We start from the raw sequence: 20134 nt of genomic DNA, 5'->3' as shown, positions 1-20134 counted from the left end.
GTAGGTGATACCTACCGCACCACGGATTGTTCGCGCATCCCGCTCGGCGGAGGGTGAGCCCGCCCGGTTCCGGTGGCTCCCCTCCGGAACCGTCTCCCACCCCCACTGAGGAGCAGAGGTATGCGCAGAAGGAGAAGGCAGCTGGGCGCGCTGTGCGTCGGAGCGGCGGCGACCACGGTGCTGGCGCTCGCCGGGCCGGTCACCGCGGCCCCGGCGGACGGGAAGCCCGCCGAGGGTCCGATCCGCAACGCGGACACGGCCGGCGCGGTCCCCGGCCGGTACATCGTGGCCCTGGAAGGCCGGCCGTCCGCGCGGGCGGCGGCGGAGTCCGAGGTGCGGGCCGACGCGTCGGCCCTCGCGAAGCGGTACGGGGTCGAGGTCGGGCAGGTCTACTCGGCGGCCTTCCGTGGCTTCGCGATATCGGCCACGGAGACCGAGGCGAAGCGGCTCGCCGCGGCCGACGGTGTGCGGTACGTGGAGGCCGACGGCGTCGCCAGAGCCGTCGGCACCCAGCCGAACCCGCCCTCGTACGGCATCGACCGCGTCGACGGCTCGCTGGACGACTCGTACACGTACCCCAACACCGGCTCGGGCGTCACCGCGTACGTCATCGACACGGGCGTCGACCTGCGGCACCCGAACTTCGGGGGCCGGGCCGGCAGCGGGTACGACTTCATCGACAACGACTCGGACGCCAGTGACTGCCAGGGCCACGGCACGCACGTGGCGGGCACCGTGGGGTCCGCGGCCTACGGTGTCGCCAAGGACGTCGGCATCGTCTCCGTCCGCGTGCTCAACTGCCAGGGCACCGGCCAGTGGTCGCAGATCATCGACGGCATCGACTGGGTGGCGCGCAACGCCTCCGGCCCGTCGGTGGCGAACATGTCGATCGGCGGCGACGCCAACTCCTCCGTGGACCAGGCCACGCAGGGCCTGATCGACTCCGGCGTCACCACCGTCGTCGCGGCCGGCAACAACAACCGGGACGCGTGCGGGTACAGCCCGTCGCGTACCGCCGCCGCGGTCACCCTCGGCGCGACGACCCGCAGCGACACCCGCTCCAGCTTCTCCAACTACGGCCGCTGCCTCGACCTGTTCGCGCCGGGCAGCGACATCGTCTCCACCCGCAACGGCGGCGGGCAGGCGACGATGAGCGGTACGTCCATGGCCGCGCCGCACGCCGCCGGTGCCGCCGCCCTGTACCTCGCCGCCCACCCCGGCGCCGCACCCGGGCAGGTGCGCGACGCCCTCGTGAACGGCGCCGACCGGGGAGAGGTCGGCAGCCCGGGCGGCGGCTCGCCGAACCTGCTGCTCAACGTGTCCGGCCTGGGCGGCGACGACCCCGCGCCGGGAGAACCGACGGCGGCGTTCACCGCCGACTGTTCGCAGTCGGAACCGTCCTGCGCCTTCGACGCCTCCGGCTCCACCGACCCGGACGGTGACATCGCCTCCTACGCCTGGGACTTCGGCGACGGCGAACGGGGCAGCGGGGTCGCCCCCTCCCACACCTACGGCGCGGCCGGTGCGTACGAGGTCACGCTGACCGTCACGGACCGCGCGGGCAACAGCGACACCGTCACCCGGTCCGTGCGGGCCGGCGCACCTCCCGCAGGCGGCGCCCCCACCGCGTCCTTCTCCGTCTTCTGCATGCAGACCGGCTGTGACTTCGACGCCTCCGGCTCCACCGACCCCGACGGCGACATCGCCTCCTACGCCTGGGACTTCGGCGACGGCGGCAAGGACACCGGGGTGACCGCCTCGCACCGGTACCCGGCCGCCCAGCAGAACTTCACGGCCACCCTCACGGTCACCGACCGCACCGGCCACGCCGACACGGCCTCCCGCACCGTCCAGTGCTGGAGCTTCGGCTTCTGCTTCGCCGGCTGAGGAACGGCGGGACGCCGGACCACACCCGCACGATCCCGCACGATCCAGCGCCACCAGGGCGCGCCCGGAGGCCGATGCCGGGCGCGCCCGCCGCCGCGCCGTGCCGCCGCACCTCGTACGGGCCTCTCCCCAGGGTCTCCTCGACGCAGCACACTTGACCCACGCACAACCGGGGAAGGACCCGGGGATGGGGCCGGGAGGGTCCCTGGGGCTCCTGGGGTCACCGGGGCACCCGGGAGGACGCGGATGCCGCCGGAGGGGGCGCGACATGCGGGACAGTCATCGTGCAGAGGCCGAGGGGCTGCTGAGGCGGGCCGTGGAGGAGGAGGTACGGCGCTCGGGCGGACGCACGGACGGGCACGTGCTGCTGTCCCGGGCCCGCGCGGCACTGGACGCGATGGCGGGCACGTCCGCCGAGGAGTACGACGCCTACACCCACGCCCTCGACGAGGCGGCGGCCGGGCAGCTCACGTTCCGGCAGCGGTACGCCCGTGAGGGCGCCGGCACTCCCCTGCTGGTCGCCGCCGTCGCGGCGGTCGCCGCGATGGTGGCCGACGTGGCGCTCGGCACCGGCACCGGCACCGCGGTGGGCGCGGGCGTGGCCGTCGGCGTCGTCGGCGCCGCGGCGACCGTGCTGAAGGTGGTCGGGTCCCACCTGCCGGCCGCCCACCACCGTGCCGGGGCCGTCAGCCAGCCCGGCGGGCCCGAGCAGTTGCGGCTGCAGTGGCTCACCGCGCTGGAGGTACGCGGCATCCGGCCCTTCCTGGACCAGCAGCGGATGCTCGCCGCGTCCACCGCTCCGGCCAAGACCGGGCCGAAACTGCGGGGCGCCGACAAGAGCGCGGCGGCCCGGGGGCGCAGCGCGCTGGAGCAGTCGTTCGGGCAACTGCCCGAGCCGGACGAGGCGTTCGCCGGCCGCCGGCAGGAGATGGCCCAGCTGCGGCAGTGGGTGCAGGCGGCCCGCGCGAGCACCGAGACGAAACCGACGGTGGTGGTGCTGCACGGGGCGCCCGGCAGCGGCCGTACGACGCTCGCGGTGCGCGCCGTCCACGAACTGCGCGACTACTTCCGCGGGGCCTGCCTGGTCGACCTGCGCGGCGACGGCACCGCGGCGGGGGGCGAGGCGCCGCTGAACACCCGGGACGCCCTGCTGCATCTGCTCAACCGGCTCGGGGCGCCGCGCGAACAGCTGCTCTTCCGCGAGCGTTCCTCCGCGGACCAGCAGGTCAAGCGGCTGAGCGAGCTGTACCACCAGCATCTGACGGGCGTACCGGTCACCGTGGTCCTGGACGACGCCGCCGACCCCGAGCAGGTACGCACCCTGGTGCCGGAGCGGTCCGACAGCCTGGTGCTGGTCACCTCGCGGGAGCCGCTGGCACTGCCGCCCGACCTGCCCGCGCACGTGTACGCGCTGCCGGTCGAGGCGCTGGACGCGGCGGGCGCCGAGGAACTGCTGGGCGCCGCCGCACAGGACGCCTCGGGGCCGTACGACGCCGACTCCAGCGACCGGATCCGGGAACTGTGCGGCGGGCTGCCGCTGGCGCTGCGGGTCGCCGGGTCGTCGCTCGGCCCGCGCTCGCCGCGCGCCCTGGCGGCCGACCTGGGCGCGTACGGGCCGGTGGAGCCGGTCGAGCGCGCGCTGTGGCTGCGCTACACCGACCAGCCGGAGCCCGCCCGGCGGCTGCTGCGCCGGCTGGCGCTCGCGGGCCGCACCTCGATGGGCGCGGCGGCCGCCGCCGCGCTGCTGGCCACGGACGAGACCGAGGCGACCAAGCAGCTGACGGCGCTGTCCCGGGCGGGCCTGCTGGACCACGTCCGCGGCAGCCGCTACCGGCTGCACGACGTCGTCCGCGCCTTCGCCCGCGCCCGGCTCGCCGACGAGGAGGAGCCGGGCGAGCGTACGGCGGCACAGGAGCGGCTGATCGCCAACTACGGCGAGCTGGCCGACTCGGTGCTGCGCCTGGTCGACGGCAACATGTCGACCCGCTCCAACCAGTTCGGGCAGTACGGCTTCACGTCCCTGGACGAGGCGCTGCGCTGGCTGGACGACGAGTCGAGCTTCATCACGGCCGCGCTCAGACACGCGGAGGGCGTCGACCAGGGCGCGGTGCTGAACCTGCTGGGCGCGCTGTGCGACTACTGCCTGCTGCGCGGCGACCTCTACCGGCTCGGTGAGATCAGCGAGCTGGCGCAGTCCGTGGACCAGGGGCTGCTGGTGCGCTCGGTGCAGTGGCGCACCGGCATCGCGGCCCGGCAGCTGGGCGAGCTGGACAAGGCGCGCACCACGCTGACCTCCGTGGTCGACCTGTACCGGGAGGCGCATCACGACGCGGGCGCGGCCCGTGCCCTGTGCTCGCTGGGCATCACGCTGCACCACCAGGGCAACCTGACCGACGCGGCGGCGAAGCTGCGGGAGGCGCTCGATCTCCAGGCCTCGCCCGAGCTGGACACGGACCGGGCGTGGACGCTGCACGCGCTGGCGGCGGTGCAGCGCGACCGGGCCCGGCTGGCGGAGGCCCTGGACCTGCTCACCGAGTCACTGGTGCTGCACCGGGCGGGCGAGTCGCTGCACGGCCAGGCGTGGGCCCACTTCCAGCTCGGGCAGCTGCACCTGCGCATGGGCGACGTGCCGCGCGCGGAGTCGGACCTGCGGGCGGCCCTGGAGCTGTACGGCCGGACCCAGGACGCCCGCGGCGAGGCCTGGGCGCTGACCCAGCTGGCGCGGGCCCGGCTGGTGGACGGGGAGGGCTCCGAGGCGGTGGACGAGCTGCGGCGGGCGGCGGCCCGGCACCGGGACAACGAGGACGCCCGCGGCGAGGCGTGGACGGTCTACTACGTGGGCCAGGCGCTGGAGGAGACGGGCGACCTCGACCAGTCGGTGCGCGAACTGGAACGCTCCCGCACCATGTTCTCCCGGATGCGGGACGTGTACGGCCTGGCCTGCGCCCGGCACCACTCGGCGCGGGTCACCCGCGACCAGCGCGCCGCGCAGACCGGCTCGCTGCGCAACTCCGGTTTCGCCCGGCAGCTCCTGGTGGACGCGCGCGCCGACTTCCAGCGCATCGGCGTGGGTCACGGCGAGGCGTGGACCTGCCTGGAGCTGGCGGTGGTGGACGCGGGCAACGCCCGTACGCCGCAGGCGCTGGGGCTGTGCGACGAGGCGGCCGCCCTGTTCGCCGCGTACGGCGACCGGCGGGGCGAGGACTGGGCCCGCTTCCTGCGCTGCACGCTGCTGCCGTACGCGGCCCCGGGCGGGGTGGAGGTCGGCACGGCGGTGGCGCAGGAGGAGCTGGCCCAGCTGTCCCGGGCCGGGCACCCGGCGCGGGACACGAAGCTCGACGAGTACGTCGACGCGTACCAGCTGCTCCTGGAACGCGGCGTCCAGCTGGAGTCCGGCTGGCAGGCCTGGCGCCTGGGCATGGTCCCGAACCGCCAGGCCCGGGAGGTGATGGGGGTGGCGGTGACGGCCCGCTCGTGACCGCGGCCGCCCTCCCCGGCCGGCGTCAGCCGCGCTGCGGCTTCGCCGGGTCACCCGCGGCCGGCCCGGAGGCTTCCGCCTTCGGGTCCGGGGTCTCCTTGAAGTCGACCTTGCCCATGTGCCGGGTCATGGACCGCATCAGGGCCCACACCGCCAGGGCCATCACCGCGAAGACGATGAACCCGAGGACACCGGGGGTGACCTTGTCCTCGTCGAGTTCGGCGAGGGTGACGAGGTGCGTCATTGCCAGGCTTGCGCTTGCACTCATGTCAGGCATTGTCCCGGACGCCCGCGAAGAGGTCGTCCTCGGGGAGGGAAGTATCGACGAGGGACTTCGCCAGCTCGTACTCCTCCGTGGGCCAGACCTCCCTCTGGACCTCCATCGGCACCCGGAACCAGCCCCCGTCGGGGTCGATCTGCGTGGCGTGGGCGATCAGCGCCTTGTCACGGATCTCGAAGAAGTCCGCGCAGGGCACGTGCGTGGTGAGCGTGCGCTCCTTGCGCTCGAACTCCGACCACCGCTTGAGCCAGTCCCCGTAGGGCGACTCAAGACCGCGGTCCAGCAGCGCGTGGTGCAGCGCCTCGGTGCGGGGGCGGTTGAAGCCCTGGTTGTAGTACACCTTCACCGGCTGGTACGCCGTGCCGTACTCGGCCTCCGGGTACTTCTCGGTGTCGGCCGCGCCCTCGAACGCCACCATCGTGATCTTGTGGGTCATGATGTGGTCGGGGTGCGGGTACCCGCCGTTCTCGTCGTAGGTGGTGATCACCTGCGGCCGGAAGGAGCGGATCTTCCGCACCAGCTCACCGGCCGCCTTGTCGACGTCCTCCAGGGCGAAGCAGCCGTCCGGCAGCGGCGGCAGCGGGTCGCCCTCGGGCAGGCCGGAGTCGACGAAGCCGAGCCACTCCTGCTTGACGCCCAGGATCTCCCGGGCCTCGTCCATCTCCTTCTTGCGCACCTCGTGGATGTTCTCCTCGATGTACGGGTCGCCCTGGAGCTTGGGGTTGAGGATGGAGCCGCGTTCCCCGCCCGTGCAGGTCACCACCAGCACGTCCACCCCCTCGGACACGTACTTCGCCATGGTGGCCGCGCCCTTGCTCGACTCGTCGTCGGGGTGGGCGTGGACGGCCATCAGTCGCAGCTGGTCAGTCAAGACTCAATCCTCGGGTCAGTCGGCGCCCTGTGTGCGGAGGCGCAATCGGCGGCTTCTATAGTGACCGAATCGGGAGCCGAATAATTCCGGGGCCCGGGAAGACCGGCTCCTGCCGAGAGGACGATCATGAGCACGGCCACGACGCGAAGGCCCGAGGGCCGCTACGGCCGTTCCTCGGACGAACGGGCCGACCGCACGCTCAAGGTCGTCGGCGCCGTGCTCGGTGCCGTCCTGCTCGCCGTGATCGGCTGGTTCGGCTACCACTACGTCGGTCAGAACAAGATCAGTGGCGAGCTGATCGGCTTCGAGCTCGCCGAGGACTCGGTGCAGGTGCACCTGGAGGTCCGCAAGGACGCGGGGGTCACCGGCTACTGCACGGTGCGCTCCCAGGCGGAGGACGGCGACGAGGTGGGCCGCGCCGATTTCCGCTTCGACGGGGACGGCACGCGCATCGACAAGGTCGTCACGCTGCGGACGAAGGCGGCGGGCACGACGGCCGAGCTGCTCGGCTGCCACCCGGAGTGACCTGACGGCGAACGTCAGCGCGAATCCATGGGCTCCCACCTGCGATGACAGGATTCTGGCGGCTTATGTCCTCCCCCTTTGGCCACTGAATTGTTAGGCTCGTGGTTTCGCCCTTCCGTGAAGGAACATCCTTCTGGGTAGGGCGTTGATTTGTATTCCCAGTACCAACGAGGAGCACCCGTGACCCAGACCAGCGAGAACGTCACCTGGCTGACCCAGGAGGCGTACAACAAGCTCAAGGAGGAGCTTGAATACCTTACTGGTCCTGCGCGCACCGAGATCTCTGCCAAGATCGCCGCGGCCCGTGAGGAGGGCGACCTCCGTGAGAACGGCGGGTACCACGCGGCGAAGGAGGAGCAGGGCAAGCAGGAGCTCCGCGTGCGCCAGCTGACCCAGCTGCTCGAAAGCGCCAAGGTGGGCGAGGCCCCGGCCGCGAACGGCGCGGTGGCCCCCGGCATGGTCGTCACGATCGCGTTCGACGGCGACGAGGACGACACGCTGACCTTCCTGCTCGCTTCGCGCGAGTACGCGAGCTCGGACATCGAGACCTACTCGCCGCAGTCCCCGCTGGGCTCGGGCGTCATCGGCCACAAGGTCGGCGAGGACGCGCAGTACGAGCTGCCCAACGGCAAGCCGGCCTCCGTGAAGATCCTCAAGGCCGAGCCGTACGACGGCTGATCCGTCCGGCCCAGCCCCGGCCGGTGTGCCCGGCCGTCTGTCGTGGAAGAGCCCCCGGTGTCCTGGTGACGCCGGGGGCTCCTCGTCATGAGGCGGCCGAGCGGTACTTGCGCACCGCCAGGGTCCGGAAGACCGCGATGATCAGGACGGACCACATCACCGACGCCCAGACTGGATGCTGCATGGGCCAGGCGTCCGACTGCACGACGCCGGGGTTGCCGAACAGCTCGCGGCAGGCCTGCACGGTGGCGCTGAACGGGTTCCACTCGGCGATGTGCCGGAGCCAGGGGGTCATCTGGCTGGAGTCCACGAAGGCGTTCGACACGAACGTCACCGGGAACAGCCAGATGATCCCTCCCGAGGTCGCCGCCTCCGGGGTGCGTACGGAGAGCCCGATCAGCGCTCCGATCCAGGTGAAGGCGTAACCCAGGAGCAGGAGCAGGCCGAAGCCCGCGAGGACCTGCCCGGCGTCGGTCGGCTCGGCGGAGCCGGTGCGCCAGCCCACGATCAGCGCGACGATCGCGAGGACGAGCAGGGTGATCGCCGTCTGCACCAGGTCGGCGACGGTCCGGCCGGTGAGCACCGCGCCGCGGGCCATCGGCAGGGAGCGGAAGCGGTCGACCAGTCCCTTCTGCATGTCGTCGGCGATGCCCGCGGCCGATCCCGCCGTGGCGAAGGTGACGGTCTGCGCGAAGATGCCGGCCATCAGGAAGTCCTTGTAGACGCCCGCGTCGGTGGTGTTCCCGATCTGCAGGGAGCCGCCGAAGACGTACGTGAAGAGGACCACGAACATCACCGGCTGGATGATCCCGAACAGGATCATCTCCGGGATCCGGGTCATCCGGATCAGGTTTCTCCGGGCGATGACCAGGGAGTCCCTGATGGACGCCCCGACGGGGTTGGTGCTTGCCCCGGCCGGCGTGGCTTCGGTGGCGGCGCTCACTTGGCGGCCTCCTTCTTGTCCTTGTGACCGGCGTCGGCCGTCGGGTCCTGGTCGTCGCCCTCGGCCTCGGCCTCGACCTCGGCCACATGGCCGGTGAGGGAGAGGAAGACGTCGTCCAGGGTGGGGCGGCGCAGGCCGATGTCGTCGATCTCAATGCCGCGGACGTCGAGTTCGCGGATGACCTCGGCGAGCAGCTTCGCGCCGCCGGTGACGGGGACGGTGAGCTTGCGGGTGTGCTCCTCGACGGTGGTCGAGCCCTTGCCGAATCCGGCGAGCACCTCGGCGGCCGTCCCTATGTGGTCGCGCTCGTGGACGACGACCTCGACGCGCTCTCCGCCGGTGCGGGCCTTGAGCTGGTCGGAGGTGCCGCGGGCGATGACGCGGCCGTGGTCGACGACCGCGATGTCGTGCGCGAGGTGGTCGGCCTCCTCCAGATACTGCGTGGTCAGCAGCAGGGTCGTACCGCCGGAGACCAGCTGCTTGATGACCTCCCACAGCTCCTGGCGGTTGCGCGGGTCGAGGCCGGTGGTCGGCTCGTCCATGAACATGACGGGCGGGGAGACCACCAGGGCCGCCGCCAGGTCGAGTCGGCGGCGCATGCCTCCGGAGTAGGTCTTGGTGGGACGGTCGGCGGCGTCCGTGAGGTGGAACTGCTCCAGCAGCTCGACGGCCCTGGCCTTCGCGGCCTTGGACCGCATCTGGTAGAGCTGGCCGACCATCTGGAGGTTCTCCCGGCCGGTCAGGTACTCGTCGACCGCGGCGAACTGGCCGGAGAGGCCGATGGAACGCCGGACGTCGTTGGGCTGCTTGAGCACGTCGATGCCCGCGACGACCGCCCTGCCGCTGTCGGGGCGCAACAGCGTCGTGAGGCAGCGGACAGCGGTGGTCTTGCCCGCGCCGTTCGGCCCGAGCAGGCCCAGGACCGTGCCCTCGGGAACGTCCAGGTCGACGCCGTCCAGAGCCCTTACGTCACCGAAAGTCTTGACCAGGCCTTCGGCATAGATGGCGCCTGGCATATGAGTCTCCACGTCGTCGGGGATGCTTCGGAAAGCCTAGGTTTATGGATTTCGCCGCGCTCAGCGAGTGAATTACGATACACACCATAACGCGATGTATCGCGTCTCACAATCTACTTACACGAACGAGTGACAAGTGGTGGCCGACCCTTCCGGATCCCCGGATCCGCCTCAGCCGATGACGGGGTAGCCGGCCTCCCGCAGCGCCCTGCCGACCTCGGCGCAGTGCTCCGGGCCCTTCGTCTCCAGGTGCAGCTCGACCTCCGCCTCCGTGAGCCCGAGCCGTGGATCGGTCCGTACGTGGCTCACATCGAGGACGTTAGCGTCGACCACTGACAACACCCCGAGAAGCGTGGCCAGGGCGCCGGGACGGTCCGTCAGCCGCAGCCGGACCGCCAGGTAGCGGCCCTGCGCGGCCATGCCGTGCCGCAGCACGCCCTGCATCAGCACGGGGTCCACGTTGCCCCCGGACAGCACCGCCACGACGGGGCCCTCGAACGACCCGGGATCGCTGAGCAGCGCCGCCACCGGACTGGCCCCGGCCGGCTCCACGACGAGCTTGGCCCGTTCCAGGCAGAGCAGCAGAGCCGTGGACAGCTCGTCCTCCGAGACCGTGCGGACCTCGTCCACCAGCTCGCCGACGATGCCGAACGGCACGTCGCCGGGCCGCCCCACCTTGATGCCGTCGGCCATCGTCACCGGATGCTCGACCGCCACCGGGCGCCCGGCAGCCAGCGAGGGCGGATATGCGGCCGCGCCCTCCGCCTGCACGCCCACGATCCGCACGTCAGGCCGCAGCGCCTTCACCGCGACGGCGATCCCGGCCACCAGCCCTCCCCCGCCGATCCCGACCACGACGGTCCGCACCTCGGGGCACTGCTCCAGGATCTCCAGCCCGACCGTCCCCTGGCCCGCGATGACGTCGGGGTGGTCGAAGGGGTGGATGAACACCGCGCCGGTCCGCTCCGCGTACTCCTGCGCCGCGGCCAGCGTCTCGTCGACCACCTGGCCGTGCAGCCGCACCTCGGCGCCGTAGTCCCGGGTCGCGCTGATCTTCGGCAGCGGGGCGCCTTTCGGCATGAACACCGTCGAACGCACGCCGAGCAGCGACGACGCCAGGGCCACGCCCTGCGCGTGGTTGCCGGCGCTCGCCGCGACCACCCCGGCGGCCCGCTGCTCGGGGAGCAGCCCGGCGATCCGGACGTAGGCGCCGCGCAGCTTGAACGAACCCGTCCGCTGGAGGTTCTCGCACTTGAGGTGCACCGGCGAGCCGACCAGCTGGGACAGGTGCCTGCTGCCCTCCATCGCCGTCACCCGCGCCACGCCCGAGAGCATCTTCTGCGCTCCGCGCACGTCGTCGAGGGTGACGGGTCCGACGAGGGCGGCCGTGCTGTAGCTCATGCCTCCAGCATCGCAGTTCACGGGGGCCCGGGGCCGTTGTGACCAACCTCCGAGACCCGCTTTGCGCAGCGCCGGTACGCCCTGCCCCCCGGCCGCGTACCCTGTCCCCCAATTAGCAGCCCTCCACGAAGTGAGCCCCCGGCCATGCCCACAACACCTGAAATGTCGATGGACATGACGACCGCCGGTGACCCCGGTCTTCTCGAGACGCTCCAGCACGAGGTCGCGCTCTTCGCCCGTCGTGCCGAACAGACCCGGCTCGGCGGGGTCGGGCAGGTCCGCAACTCCATGGACCGCGCCGCCTACCTGCTGCTCAACCGCCTCGACAAAGAGGGCCCGATGGGCGTGAAGGCGCTGGCCGCGAGCATGGGGATCGACTCCTCCACGGTCACCCGTCAGGTGGCTCCGCTCGTGGACACGGGACTGGTCAAGAGGACGTCGCACCCGGAGGACGGACGCGCGGTGGTGCTCCAGCTGTCCCCGCGCGGCGAGTCGCGGCTGGAGGAGGTCCGCTCCTCCCGGCGTCAGCTGATGGCCGAGCTGACCCACGACTGGGCGCCGGAGGAGCGCGAGGCGTTCTGCGCGCTCCTCGCGCGCTTCAACGGCGCCCTGTCCGCCCGTATGGCCCCTCCGGGCGTGGCGGGCCCGGACTCGCCGTCGGACTCCTGAGGCGCCTTCCACGGCTTTACCGCGCGGTTCGGACCGAACTCTTGACCGACGGGGCACCCCTGGCCTGATATGAGACCTCAGGGGTCGTCGCCGTCTGGGCGGGAGGCGCGGTGCGAGAACGGCATGCGTCCCACGGTGCCCGCCGGGCCCGGGAGTTCGAGGCGTTCGTCGCGGGTGCGGCGGGGCGGCTGCTGCATGCCGCCACTCTGCTCACGGCGGAGGCGCCGGACGCCAACCCGCGCGCGCGGCGGCTGCTGTCGCTGTCCCTCGCCCACACGTACGCCTCCTGGGAACGGCTGCACGGCGAGGACCCGTACGACCGGGCCCGGCAGTATCTGGCGGCCCGCTTCGCCCGCGGTGCCTGGCACCGGCACGGCGGCCTGGTCCGGCCCCGGCGGCGCCCCGTGGGCCCGCTGGGCGCGCTCACCCCTCAGGAACGGCTGATCCTGGTCCTCAGGCTGTACGAGGGCGTCGCCGAGGAACAGGCGGCCGCGCTGCTCGGCCTGCCCGTGGAGCGCGTACGCACGATCTGCGACCGGGCGACGGCCACCCTGCTGCGTCCGCCCGCCACACCGGCCCGCCGGGTGGGGGCGAAGGCGAAGGCGGTGACGCCGTGAGGGGCGGGGCGGGAACGGCCTGCGGGTTCGGCGGGGCGGGCTGGGCCTGCGGGTTCGGCGGGGCGGGCTGGTCCGGCGGGTCGGGTGCAGCCGACTGGGCCGGCGGGTGGGGCGGGGCGGGTGCATCCTCCTCGTCCCGCGGGCCCGGCGCATCTGGCAGACCGGGCGCTTCCGGCCCGTCCGGCGGGCCGGGGGCATCCAGCGGGCCCGGGGAGTCCCACGCGTCCGGCAGGACCGCCGCCGGTACGCGCGTGTGGTGGGTCGGGAGGCGGCGGTGAACCGCGCGCGGCGCGAGGTCGCCGCCCGGCGGATCATGGAGCAGTCGCCGCCGCGCGTGCCGCCGGAGCTGTACGCGGACGCCGTGCGCCGAGGCGGCCGCATGCTGCGGCGCCGGGCCGCCGCCCGCCGCGCGATGTGGCTGCTGCTGTGCGCCGCGGTCGTGGCGTTCACCGTGTGGGCGCTGACCGTGCAGCCCTGGGTGGAGCCGCCGTCGGAGACGACCCCACCCGTGACGGGCTGGGAGGGCTGGTGAGCCCCGGGGCCAGCGGCTAGCCCAGGGCCTGCTGGAGGTCCGCCAGCAGGTCGTCGACGTTCTCGATGCCGACCGACAGCCGCACCAGGTCGGCGGGCACCTCCAGGGCCGAGCCCGCGGCGGAGGCGTGCGTCATCCGTCCGGGGTGCTCGATCAGCGACTCGACGCCGCCCAGGGACTCGCCGAGCGTGAACACCTTCGCGCGGTTGCAGACCTCGACGGCCGCCTTCTCGCCGCCCTCGACGCGGAACGACACCATGCCGCCGTACGCCTTCATCTGCTTGGCGGCGATCTCGTGTCCCGGGTGCTCCGGGAGGCCCGGGTACAGGACGCTCGTCACGCGCGCGTGCCGGGAGAGCATGTCGGCGACCTTGACCGCGTTCTCGCTGTGCCGGTCCATGCGCACGGCGAGCGTCTTGGTGCCGCGCAGCACCAGCCAGGAGTCGAAGGGCCCGGCGACCGCGCCCATCGCGTTCTGGTGGAACGCCAGCTCCTCGCCCAGTTCCTGGTCGTCCACGATCAGCGCGCCGCCGACGACGTCCGAGTGGCCGCCCATGTACTTGGTCAGCGAGTGCACGACGACGTCCGCGCCGAGCGCCAGCGGCTGCTGGAGATACGGCGTGGCGAAGGTGTTGTCGACGACGAGCCGGGCGCCGGCGTCGCGGGCGACCTGGGCGACGGCCGCGATGTCGGTGATCCCGAGCAGCGGGTTGGAGGGCGTCTCCACCCACACGGCCTTGGTCTTCGGGGTGATCGCGGCCCGCACGGCGGCGGGGTCGCTGGTGTCGGCCACGGACCATTCCACGCCCCACCGGGTGGCGACCTTGGCGAAGAGCCGGAACGTACCGCCGTACGCGTCGTTCGGGATCACCACGTGGTCGCCGGGCCGCAGCAGCGCGCGCAACAGGCAGTCCTCGGCCGCCAGTCCGGACGCGAACGCGAGACCGCGGCGGCCGCCCTCCAGGGCCGCGAGGTTCTCCTCCAGGGCCGTACGGGTCGGGTTGGCGCTGCGGCTGTACTCGTAGCCGCCGCGCAGTCCGCCGACGCCGTCCTGCTTGTAGGTCGAGACCTGATAGATCGGCGGGACGACCGCGCCCGTCAGGGGATCGGCGGTGTTGCCCGCGTGAATCGCGAGCGTCTCGAAGTGCTGACTGATGTGCCTGTCGCTCATGGGCACCGAGGGTAGCGGCGCGACGGGCTTCGCGCGTTTTCCACAGGGCGGGGGACAGGTTGGCCAATTGTCGGCGGCGTCTGGTTCGCTTGAGACATGGAGATTCTCTGGGTCCTGATGGCACTGGCCATGCTGTGCGTGGTGCTGCTCCCCGTTCTGCGGCGCCGGCGAGGCGCGGTCGGTCTGGTGTCCCCCGGCCACCCGGACGCCGCGGACCCCGCGAATTACGGCTTCGCACTGGAGGAGGAGCTGGACATCCGCATGCCCGGCCCCGACCAGGACCTGCTGGAAGTCATGGACCTGGTGCAGCGCACGCAGGACTACCGGGGGGCGCAGCAGCTCCTCGCGGGCACGGAGGCGGAGAGCGAGCGGCGCTGGCAGCGGGTGCAGGCCTTCGCGGGTGCCGCGTCGCTGGAGCTGCGGCAGCGGCCCGGCGGTGTCGGGGACACACCGGGCGGGCAGTGGCTGCGGGTGTGGCGGGCCGAGGCGCCGAAGGACGCGGGCGGGGCGGCGGTGCACGCCGAGTTCCTGGTGCAGCAGGCCTGGCGGACGGCGACGCCCGGCACGGACGACTTCCGGATCATCATGGAGGAGGCGAGGTCGGCCTGCTCGGAGGCGGCGCTGCTGGCCCCCGGCGACCCGATCCCGTACATCGTCGAGCTGTCGGTGGCCCGCGGCCTCGGCTATCCGCGCGAGGACTTCGAACAGCTCTGGCTGAAGATCCTGGACCGCGCTCCGAACCACATGGGGGCGCACCTGGCGGCCCTGCACTACTGGTGCGAGAAGTGGCACGGCTCGCGCGACCTGGCGTACTCCTTCGCGGAGGCGGCCGCGGCCCGCGCCCCGCGCGGTTCCCTCCTCGCGGCGATGCCGCTCTTCGCGGTCTTCGAGCACCTGCCCGAGGTCAACCTGGTCAGCGGCTTCTACCAGAGCGAGGTCGTCACCAAGGCCGTCCACGGCGCCCTGCACGCGGTGCACTCGGCCCGCCCGGACGACCCGATGCAGGCGCACGTCCGCCATCTGCTGGTCTTCTTCCTGGTCCGCGGCGAACGCTGGGCCGAGGCCATGAACCAGCTGATAGTGATCGACGGCCACGTCGGCGCGCTGCCCTGGACCCTGTCCAGCGACCCGGCGGCGGAGTTCGCGGTCTACCGCGCACTCGCGGTGGCGGGCTACGAGGCGAACGGCGGCAGCCCGGCGACCCTCCCCCAGTAACAGCTGACAGCCCGGCCCCTGACTAGGGGACCGGGCTGTCAGCCACTCAACCGCTCAACCGGCCAATCGGTCATCCGTCGGTTCGGTCATCCGTCGGCGCGCACCGGCAGCCGCCACCCCGGCCGCGGGAAGTGGCAGGTGTAGCCGTCGGGGTAGCGCTGCAGATAGTCCTGGTGCTCGGGCTCGGCCTCCCAGAAGGGCCCGACCGGCTCCACCTCGGTGCCGACCTTGCCGGGCCACAGGCCGGAGGCGTCCACGTCCGCGATCGTGTCCTCGGCGATCCGCTTCTGCTCGTCGTCGACGTAGTAGATCGCCGAGCGGTAGCTGAGACCGATGTCGTTGCCCTGGCGGTTCTTGGTGCTCGGGTCGTGGATCTGGAAGAAGAACTCCAGCAGCGCGCGGTAGTCGGTCTTCTCCGGGTCGTAGAGGATCTCGATGGCCTCCGCGTGGGTGCCGTGGTTGCGATACGTCGCGTTCGGCACGTCTCCCCCGGTGTAACCGACCCGGGTCGCGGTGACGCCGGGAAGCCGGCGGATCAGCTCCTCCATCCCCCAGAAGCATCCGCCCGCGAGCACGGCCCTCTGTGTCTGCGCAGCCATGGTGGCCCTCCAATACCAGTCATCTAGATCACTCGGGCCACCCGGCTCACACACCGGCCACCCTTGCCCTTCCCGTGCAACGCCTGAGGGCCCCCAGCGATTCCAGGCCCACCGGCCCGGCCTCCCGCTCCCCCAGGCTGACCGGCCGCCCCGTAAATCGCTGGCCGATCATGAGGTTCGGCCCCACGCTGTACGGCATGCAAGCACCGGAACGTGAGATACGGGCGATCTACGGGACGTCCACCGTCACCGTCTATCAGGCGTACCCGCCGGAGATCGGCCTGCCCGCCGCCCGAGAGGGACGGTTTCCGGGTGCTTGGAAGCGGGACAGGATGACGTGGATCAAGCCGTCGTTTCTGTGGATGATGTACCGCTGCGGGTGGGCCACGAAGGCGGGACAGGAGACCGTGCTGGCCGTCGAGATCGGCCGCGAGGGCTTCGAGTGGGCGCTGCGCAACGCGTGCCTGTCGAGTTACGTACCCGGGGTGCACGCCGACCGGGCCGACTGGCAGCGCCGGTTGAAGCGTTCACCCACCCGCATCCAGTGGGATCCCGAGCGCGACCTGCGTCTGCGGGCCCTGCCCTACCGCTCCCTGCAGCTCGGCCTGTCCGGCGAAGCCGCGCGTCGTTACGCCGACGAGTGGACGGTCGCCATTCGCGACGTGACGTCACTCGCCCACGAGGTCCACGCCCACGTACGCGACGGCGACCTCGACACGGCGCGAAGCCTGCTGCCCGAGGAGCGGCCGTACCCCGCCACGGCCGAGCTGCTGGGCGGATCCCGACCGTGACGCCGCCGCCCACCGGCACACTCGCCGAGCTGTGGCGGGCCCGGCATCCGTCGGGACCGCCCGTCGCGCACACCTTCCGCAGCACGTACGCGGACCGTTGGGTGCGCTTCCACAGCCTCCCTCACTCGAAGCGCTACCCGGAGTCCGAGGACGAGTACGCGACCGTGCTGCACCGGTACAACACGGTGCTCGACGAGCTGTTCACCGGCTCCGACGTGTACGTCGTGACCACGGACTGGTCCTGGTCCGACACACCTGACGCGGCCGCCGCCTTTCCCACCCCGCGGCGGGAGCTCCACCCCGGCGGCCTCCACTGGTGGACCGAGTCCGACGTAGCGGATCCCGACCCCGAATTCCACACCCACACACGCTTCTACGCCGACCGGCGTCCATGGCGGCGCGGCTGCGTTGACGAGCTACTGCGGGCCGTCGCCGACGAGGCGCTCGCCGAGGTCTTCGTGACGGACACGGAGCTTCGCCGCGTCCACCACCCGTACGACGGTGGTGCGGACGTCGTCCTCGCCACACCGGGCGAACGCGACCGCCTTCGCGAACGTCACATCGACTGGCTGTCCGGCCATCCGGGCGGCCTGTGAGGGAGCGTGGCGGGTGTGCGAACCACTGCTGCGGCAACGGGATCAAGAGCCACTCTGCCTGACGGTGTGGGACATGCTGCTGTCAGCGTAATGGGGGCTTTGAGCTGTTTGGCCGGTCACGCTGTGCTGTGTTGATCACGGTCTGGAGGCCAAGCCTGCGGTGAAGCAGGTGCTGTTCGGTCGGTGCTTGGCCGCGCTCGACTTGGCGGAGGATGCCCTGCACATCCATGGCCGTCCCACCTCGATCGGAATCGACTTCGAGCAGGAGCGTCCCGCTGCCGGCGCCGCTGCCGGCGGCCGAGCAAGCTGAGGAGAACCGAGATGGGAAAGATCGTCATCAGCGAGAACCTCTCGCTCGACGGAGTCGTCCAGGACCCGACCGGCGAGGAGGGTTTCAGGTTCGGCGGCTGGTTCGGCCAGATCGGGGACCATGACCGCGAAGCGTGGTCCCGCGTCGGTTTCGACGAGGCGCTTGGCGCCGAAGCCCTGCTGCTGGGGCGACGGAGCTACGAGTTCTTCGCCGCGCGGTGGCCATCCCGCAGTGGTGAGTGGGCGGACAGGCTGAACAGTCTGCCGAAATACGTCGTGTCCTCGACCCTCGAAGATCTCGATTGGAACAACTCGACGGCCCTGAAGGGCGACGTGGTGAACGAGGTCTCGAAGCTGAGGCAAGAGGTGGACGGGGACATCGTCGTCTACGCCAGCGGCCGGCTCGTGCACACACTGCTGGAGCACGACCTCGTCGACGAGCTTCGGCTGATGATCTTCCCGTTCGTGCTCGGGGCAGGCCGGCGCCTCTTCGGCGAGGCCGGCGGCAAGAAGCCGATGCGCCTGGTCGACACGCAGACCGTCGGGGACGGCCTCGCCTTCCTCACCTACCGGCCCGCCCGAGACGCATAGCATCGCCCCCTGCATGGACACCGGCTGAGCCCCCGCTTCAGTCCCGCCCCCGCAACCCCCCGATCAGCAGCCCCACCAGCTGCCGCGCGTCGTAGCGCGGGTCGTTCTCCGCGCCGATGCAGAGGTTGCCGACGCCGCGCATGAGGGCGATGGCGCGTACGTCGGAGTGGATTTCTCCGGCGGTGGACGCGGCGGACAGGAGGTCGGTGCACACCGGGACCAGGCGGTCGAGGAAGTACGTGTGCAGGGCCTCGAAGCCCGCGTTGTCGGACTGGAGGACCCCGGCCAGGCCGTGCTTGGTGACCAGGAAGTCGACGAAGAGGTCGATCCAGCGCGCGAGCGCGGTGTACGGGGTCGGGGCGCTCGCCAGCAGGGCGGGGCCCGCCTCGGCGCACGCCTCCACCTGGTGCCGGTAGACGCCGATGATGAGGTCGGCCCGGGTCGGGAAGTGGCGGTAGATCGTGGCCGTTCCGACGCCGGCCTCGGCCGCGATGTCGCGGACGGGGGCCTCCACGCCCGCCCGGACGAACACCGCGGCGGCCGCGTCGAGCAGCGTCTTCTCGTTGCGCCGCGCGTCCGCCCGCTTGGGGCGGGCCGCGTACCCCGCGCCGCCTCCGCCGTCCCCCGTGATCTCTTGGCCGTCCTTCACCGTGCCATTCCCTCCGCCGACGCCGAGCGGCGTTGCTAAACGGGACACCGTTCCGTATCGTTAAACGGGACAGGGTTCCACTTGGCTCTCCATGATGCCAGAGCAGCGGACCCGCTACCAAGTCATGCCCCGATACCCAGGCATGCCCCATCTCCCCGTCCGGAGGAATTCGTCATGCAGTACCGCACCTTGGGCCGCACCGGCGTGCAGGTCAGTTCGCTCGCGCTCGGCGCCATGAACTTCGGCAGCATCGGCCGCACCACCCAGGAGGACGCCACCGCCCTCGTCGACGCCGCGCTGGAGGCCGGGATCAACCTCATCGACACCGCCGACTGGTACAGCGGCGGCGAGTCGGAGGAGATGGTCGGCAAGGCCATCGCCGGCCGCCGCGAGGACATCGTGCTGGCCACGAAGGCGTACATGCCGATGAGCGACGAACCCAACCACAAGGGCGCCTCGCGCCGCTGGCTGGTCACCGAGCTGGACAACAGCCTGCGCCGGCTCGGCGTCGACCACGTCGACCTCTACCAGATACACCGCTGGGACCCGGCCACCAGCGACGAGGAGACGCTGTCCGCCCTCACCGACCTCCAGCGCTCGGGGAAGATCCGCTACTTCGGCTCCTCGACCTTCCCCGCGTACCGCATCGTCGAGGCGCAGTGGGCCGCCCGCGAGCACCACCTGGGCCGGTACGTCACCGAGCAGCCCAGTTACTCCGTCCTCCAGCGCGGGGTCGAGAGCCACGTGCTGCCCGTGACCGAGCGGTACGGGCTCGGGGTGCTGGTGTGGAGCCCGCTGGCCTCGGGGTGGCTGTCGGGGGCGGTCCGGGCGGGGCGGGAGATCGCCACGCACCGTTCGTCGGTCCTGCCGGAGCGGTTCGACACCTCGCTGCCCGCCAACCGGGCCCGGATCGACGCCGTCGAGAAGCTGGCCGCGGTCGCCGACGAGGCCGGACTCACCATGATCCAGCTCGCGCTCGGCTTCGTGACCGCGCATCCGGCCGTCACCGCGGCGCTCGTCGGCCCCCGGACCCTGGACCACCTGCACGCGCAGCTCGCCGCCGCGGACACCGTGCTTTCCGACGACGTCCTCGACGCGATCGACGCCATCGTCGCCCCCGGCACCGACCTGGCCGCGCACGAGAAGTTCGACGCCACGCCCGCACTCCTCGACCCCTCGCTGCGGCGCCGCTGACCCGCCAGGTCCCCGGCGCCCGGGGCCCCCCCCCGCCGCGGGCCGCCCCGTGCCCCCGGGACTCCCCCCCCGGGCGCTTTCCCACCCGAGACCCCGCCCCCGGGGGGGTTGCGCCGGAGCGG

The 20134-nt window shown here is 72.0% G+C and carries 21 protein-coding genes; 13 read left to right on the top strand and 8 right to left on the bottom strand.

Annotation, left to right across the window (positions count from 1 at the left end):
• Positions 1–120: 120 nt before the first annotated feature.
• Together ACFC1X_RS10850 and ACFC1X_RS10845 are read left to right on the top strand one after the other, a co-directional pair.
• A complete protein-coding gene (locus tag ACFC1X_RS10850; protein ID WP_376350986.1) occupies positions 121–1887 on the top strand; it encodes a S8 family serine peptidase in 1767 nt (588 codons plus the stop codon).
• 268 nt (positions 1888–2155) lie between these two features.
• The gene (locus ACFC1X_RS10845) at positions 2156–5365 is read left to right on the top strand and encodes a tetratricopeptide repeat protein (protein WP_376350984.1); all 3210 of its coding nucleotides are present in this window, start codon (positions 2156–2158) and stop codon (positions 5363–5365) included.
• 25 nt (positions 5366–5390) lie between these two features.
• Here ACFC1X_RS10845 and ACFC1X_RS10840 read toward each other — a convergent pair whose 3' ends face one another.
• Positions 5391–5642, bottom strand: a complete 252-nt coding sequence (locus ACFC1X_RS10840) for a hypothetical protein (protein WP_376350982.1) — start codon at positions 5640–5642, stop codon at positions 5391–5393.
• Positions 5635–6516, bottom strand: a complete 882-nt coding sequence (gene mca, locus ACFC1X_RS10835; RefSeq protein WP_376350979.1) for a mycothiol conjugate amidase Mca — start codon at positions 6514–6516, stop codon at positions 5635–5637. Before mca ends, ACFC1X_RS10840 begins: the two co-directional genes overlap by 8 nt.
• A gap of 126 nt (positions 6517–6642) precedes the next feature.
• Here mca and ACFC1X_RS10830 point away from each other — a divergent pair, with 126 nt between their 5' ends.
• Positions 6643–7041 carry a DUF4307 domain-containing protein gene (locus tag ACFC1X_RS10830; protein ID WP_376350976.1) on the top strand — a complete coding sequence of 133 codons (399 nt, stop codon included), beginning with the start codon at positions 6643–6645 and terminating at the stop codon, positions 7039–7041.
• Between the two features lie 180 nt (positions 7042–7221).
• The gene (gene greA / locus ACFC1X_RS10825) at positions 7222–7719 is read left to right on the top strand and encodes a transcription elongation factor GreA (protein ID WP_125492249.1); all 498 of its coding nucleotides are present in this window, start codon (positions 7222–7224) and stop codon (positions 7717–7719) included.
• 85 nt (positions 7720–7804) lie between these two features.
• On the opposite strand, the gene ACFC1X_RS10820 is transcribed toward greA, so the two are convergent.
• The 3 genes from ACFC1X_RS10820 to ilvA form a co-directional block, all read right to left on the bottom strand.
• Positions 7805–8662, bottom strand: a complete 858-nt coding sequence (locus ACFC1X_RS10820) for an ABC transporter permease (protein ID WP_376350971.1) — start codon at positions 8660–8662, stop codon at positions 7805–7807.
• A complete protein-coding gene (locus ACFC1X_RS10815) occupies positions 8659–9678 on the bottom strand; it encodes an ATP-binding cassette domain-containing protein (protein WP_376350968.1) in 1020 nt (339 codons plus the stop codon). The genes ACFC1X_RS10820 and ACFC1X_RS10815 overlap by 4 nt, the downstream gene beginning before the upstream one ends.
• Positions 9679–9849: 171 nt before the next feature.
• A complete protein-coding gene (gene ilvA, locus ACFC1X_RS10810; protein WP_376350966.1) occupies positions 9850–11079 on the bottom strand; it encodes a threonine ammonia-lyase in 1230 nt (409 codons plus the stop codon).
• A gap of 162 nt (positions 11080–11241) precedes the next feature.
• On the opposite strand from ilvA, the gene ACFC1X_RS10805 reads away from it, so the two are divergent.
• The 3 genes from ACFC1X_RS10805 (at position 11242) to ACFC1X_RS10795 (ending at position 12897) form a co-directional block, all read left to right on the top strand.
• Complete coding sequence (locus ACFC1X_RS10805) at positions 11242–11748, top strand: MarR family winged helix-turn-helix transcriptional regulator (RefSeq protein WP_376350964.1); 507 nt, start codon at positions 11242–11244, stop codon at positions 11746–11748.
• A gap of 110 nt (positions 11749–11858) precedes the next feature.
• Positions 11859–12365 (top strand): sigma factor-like helix-turn-helix DNA-binding protein, encoded by a 507-nt coding sequence (locus tag ACFC1X_RS10800; protein ID WP_376350961.1) that lies wholly within the window; start codon positions 11859–11861, stop codon positions 12363–12365.
• Positions 12366–12639: 274 nt separating this feature from the next.
• Positions 12640–12897, top strand: a complete 258-nt coding sequence (locus ACFC1X_RS10795; RefSeq protein WP_376350958.1) for a hypothetical protein — start codon at positions 12640–12642, stop codon at positions 12895–12897.
• A gap of 16 nt (positions 12898–12913) precedes the next feature.
• On the opposite strand, the gene ACFC1X_RS10790 is transcribed toward ACFC1X_RS10795, so the two are convergent.
• Positions 12914–14068 carry a cystathionine gamma-synthase gene (locus ACFC1X_RS10790; RefSeq protein ID WP_376350956.1) on the bottom strand — a complete coding sequence of 385 codons (1155 nt, stop codon included), beginning with the start codon at positions 14066–14068 and terminating at the stop codon, positions 12914–12916.
• Positions 14069–14164: 96 nt separating this feature from the next.
• On the opposite strand from ACFC1X_RS10790, the gene ACFC1X_RS10785 reads away from it, so the two are divergent.
• Positions 14165–15283, top strand: coding sequence for a hypothetical protein (locus ACFC1X_RS10785; RefSeq protein ID WP_376350953.1), 1119 nt, complete (start codon positions 14165–14167; stop codon positions 15281–15283).
• 86 nt (positions 15284–15369) lie between these two features.
• On the opposite strand, the gene msrA is transcribed toward ACFC1X_RS10785, so the two are convergent.
• Positions 15370–15882: a peptide-methionine (S)-S-oxide reductase MsrA gene (msrA, locus tag ACFC1X_RS10780; protein ID WP_376350950.1), complete on the bottom strand. Its 513-nt coding sequence runs from the start codon at positions 15880–15882 to the stop codon at positions 15370–15372.
• Between the two features lie 197 nt (positions 15883–16079).
• Between msrA and ACFC1X_RS10775 the strand changes: the two genes are divergently transcribed.
• The 4 genes from ACFC1X_RS10775 (at position 16080) to ACFC1X_RS10760 (ending at position 18169) form a co-directional block, all read left to right on the top strand.
• The gene (locus ACFC1X_RS10775; protein WP_376350947.1) at positions 16080–16673 is read left to right on the top strand and encodes a DUF4291 domain-containing protein; all 594 of its coding nucleotides are present in this window, start codon (positions 16080–16082) and stop codon (positions 16671–16673) included.
• Complete coding sequence (locus tag ACFC1X_RS10770; protein ID WP_376350944.1) at positions 16670–17269, top strand: hypothetical protein; 600 nt, start codon at positions 16670–16672, stop codon at positions 17267–17269. The genes ACFC1X_RS10775 and ACFC1X_RS10770 overlap by 4 nt, the downstream gene beginning before the upstream one ends.
• Positions 17270–17429: 160 nt before the next feature.
• The gene (locus ACFC1X_RS10765) at positions 17430–17579 is read left to right on the top strand and encodes a hypothetical protein (protein WP_376350941.1); all 150 of its coding nucleotides are present in this window, start codon (positions 17430–17432) and stop codon (positions 17577–17579) included.
• Positions 17580–17590: 11 nt separating this feature from the next.
• Complete coding sequence (locus ACFC1X_RS10760) at positions 17591–18169, top strand: dihydrofolate reductase family protein (RefSeq protein WP_376350939.1); 579 nt, start codon at positions 17591–17593, stop codon at positions 18167–18169.
• A gap of 37 nt (positions 18170–18206) precedes the next feature.
• Here ACFC1X_RS10760 and ACFC1X_RS10755 read toward each other — a convergent pair whose 3' ends face one another.
• The gene (locus tag ACFC1X_RS10755; protein WP_376350937.1) at positions 18207–18818 is read right to left on the bottom strand and encodes a TetR/AcrR family transcriptional regulator; all 612 of its coding nucleotides are present in this window, start codon (positions 18816–18818) and stop codon (positions 18207–18209) included.
• 174 nt (positions 18819–18992) lie between these two features.
• Between ACFC1X_RS10755 and ACFC1X_RS10750 the strand changes: the two genes are divergently transcribed.
• Complete coding sequence (locus ACFC1X_RS10750; protein WP_376350935.1) at positions 18993–20012, top strand: aldo/keto reductase; 1020 nt, start codon at positions 18993–18995, stop codon at positions 20010–20012.
• The last annotated feature ends 122 nt before the right edge of the window (positions 20013–20134 follow it).

This window comes from Streptomyces sp. NPDC056128, assembly GCF_042263835.1.
In the GTDB taxonomy this organism is placed as follows: domain Bacteria; phylum Actinomycetota; class Actinomycetes; order Streptomycetales; family Streptomycetaceae; genus Streptomyces.
This window is presented reverse-complemented; position numbering and strand designations above follow the sequence as displayed.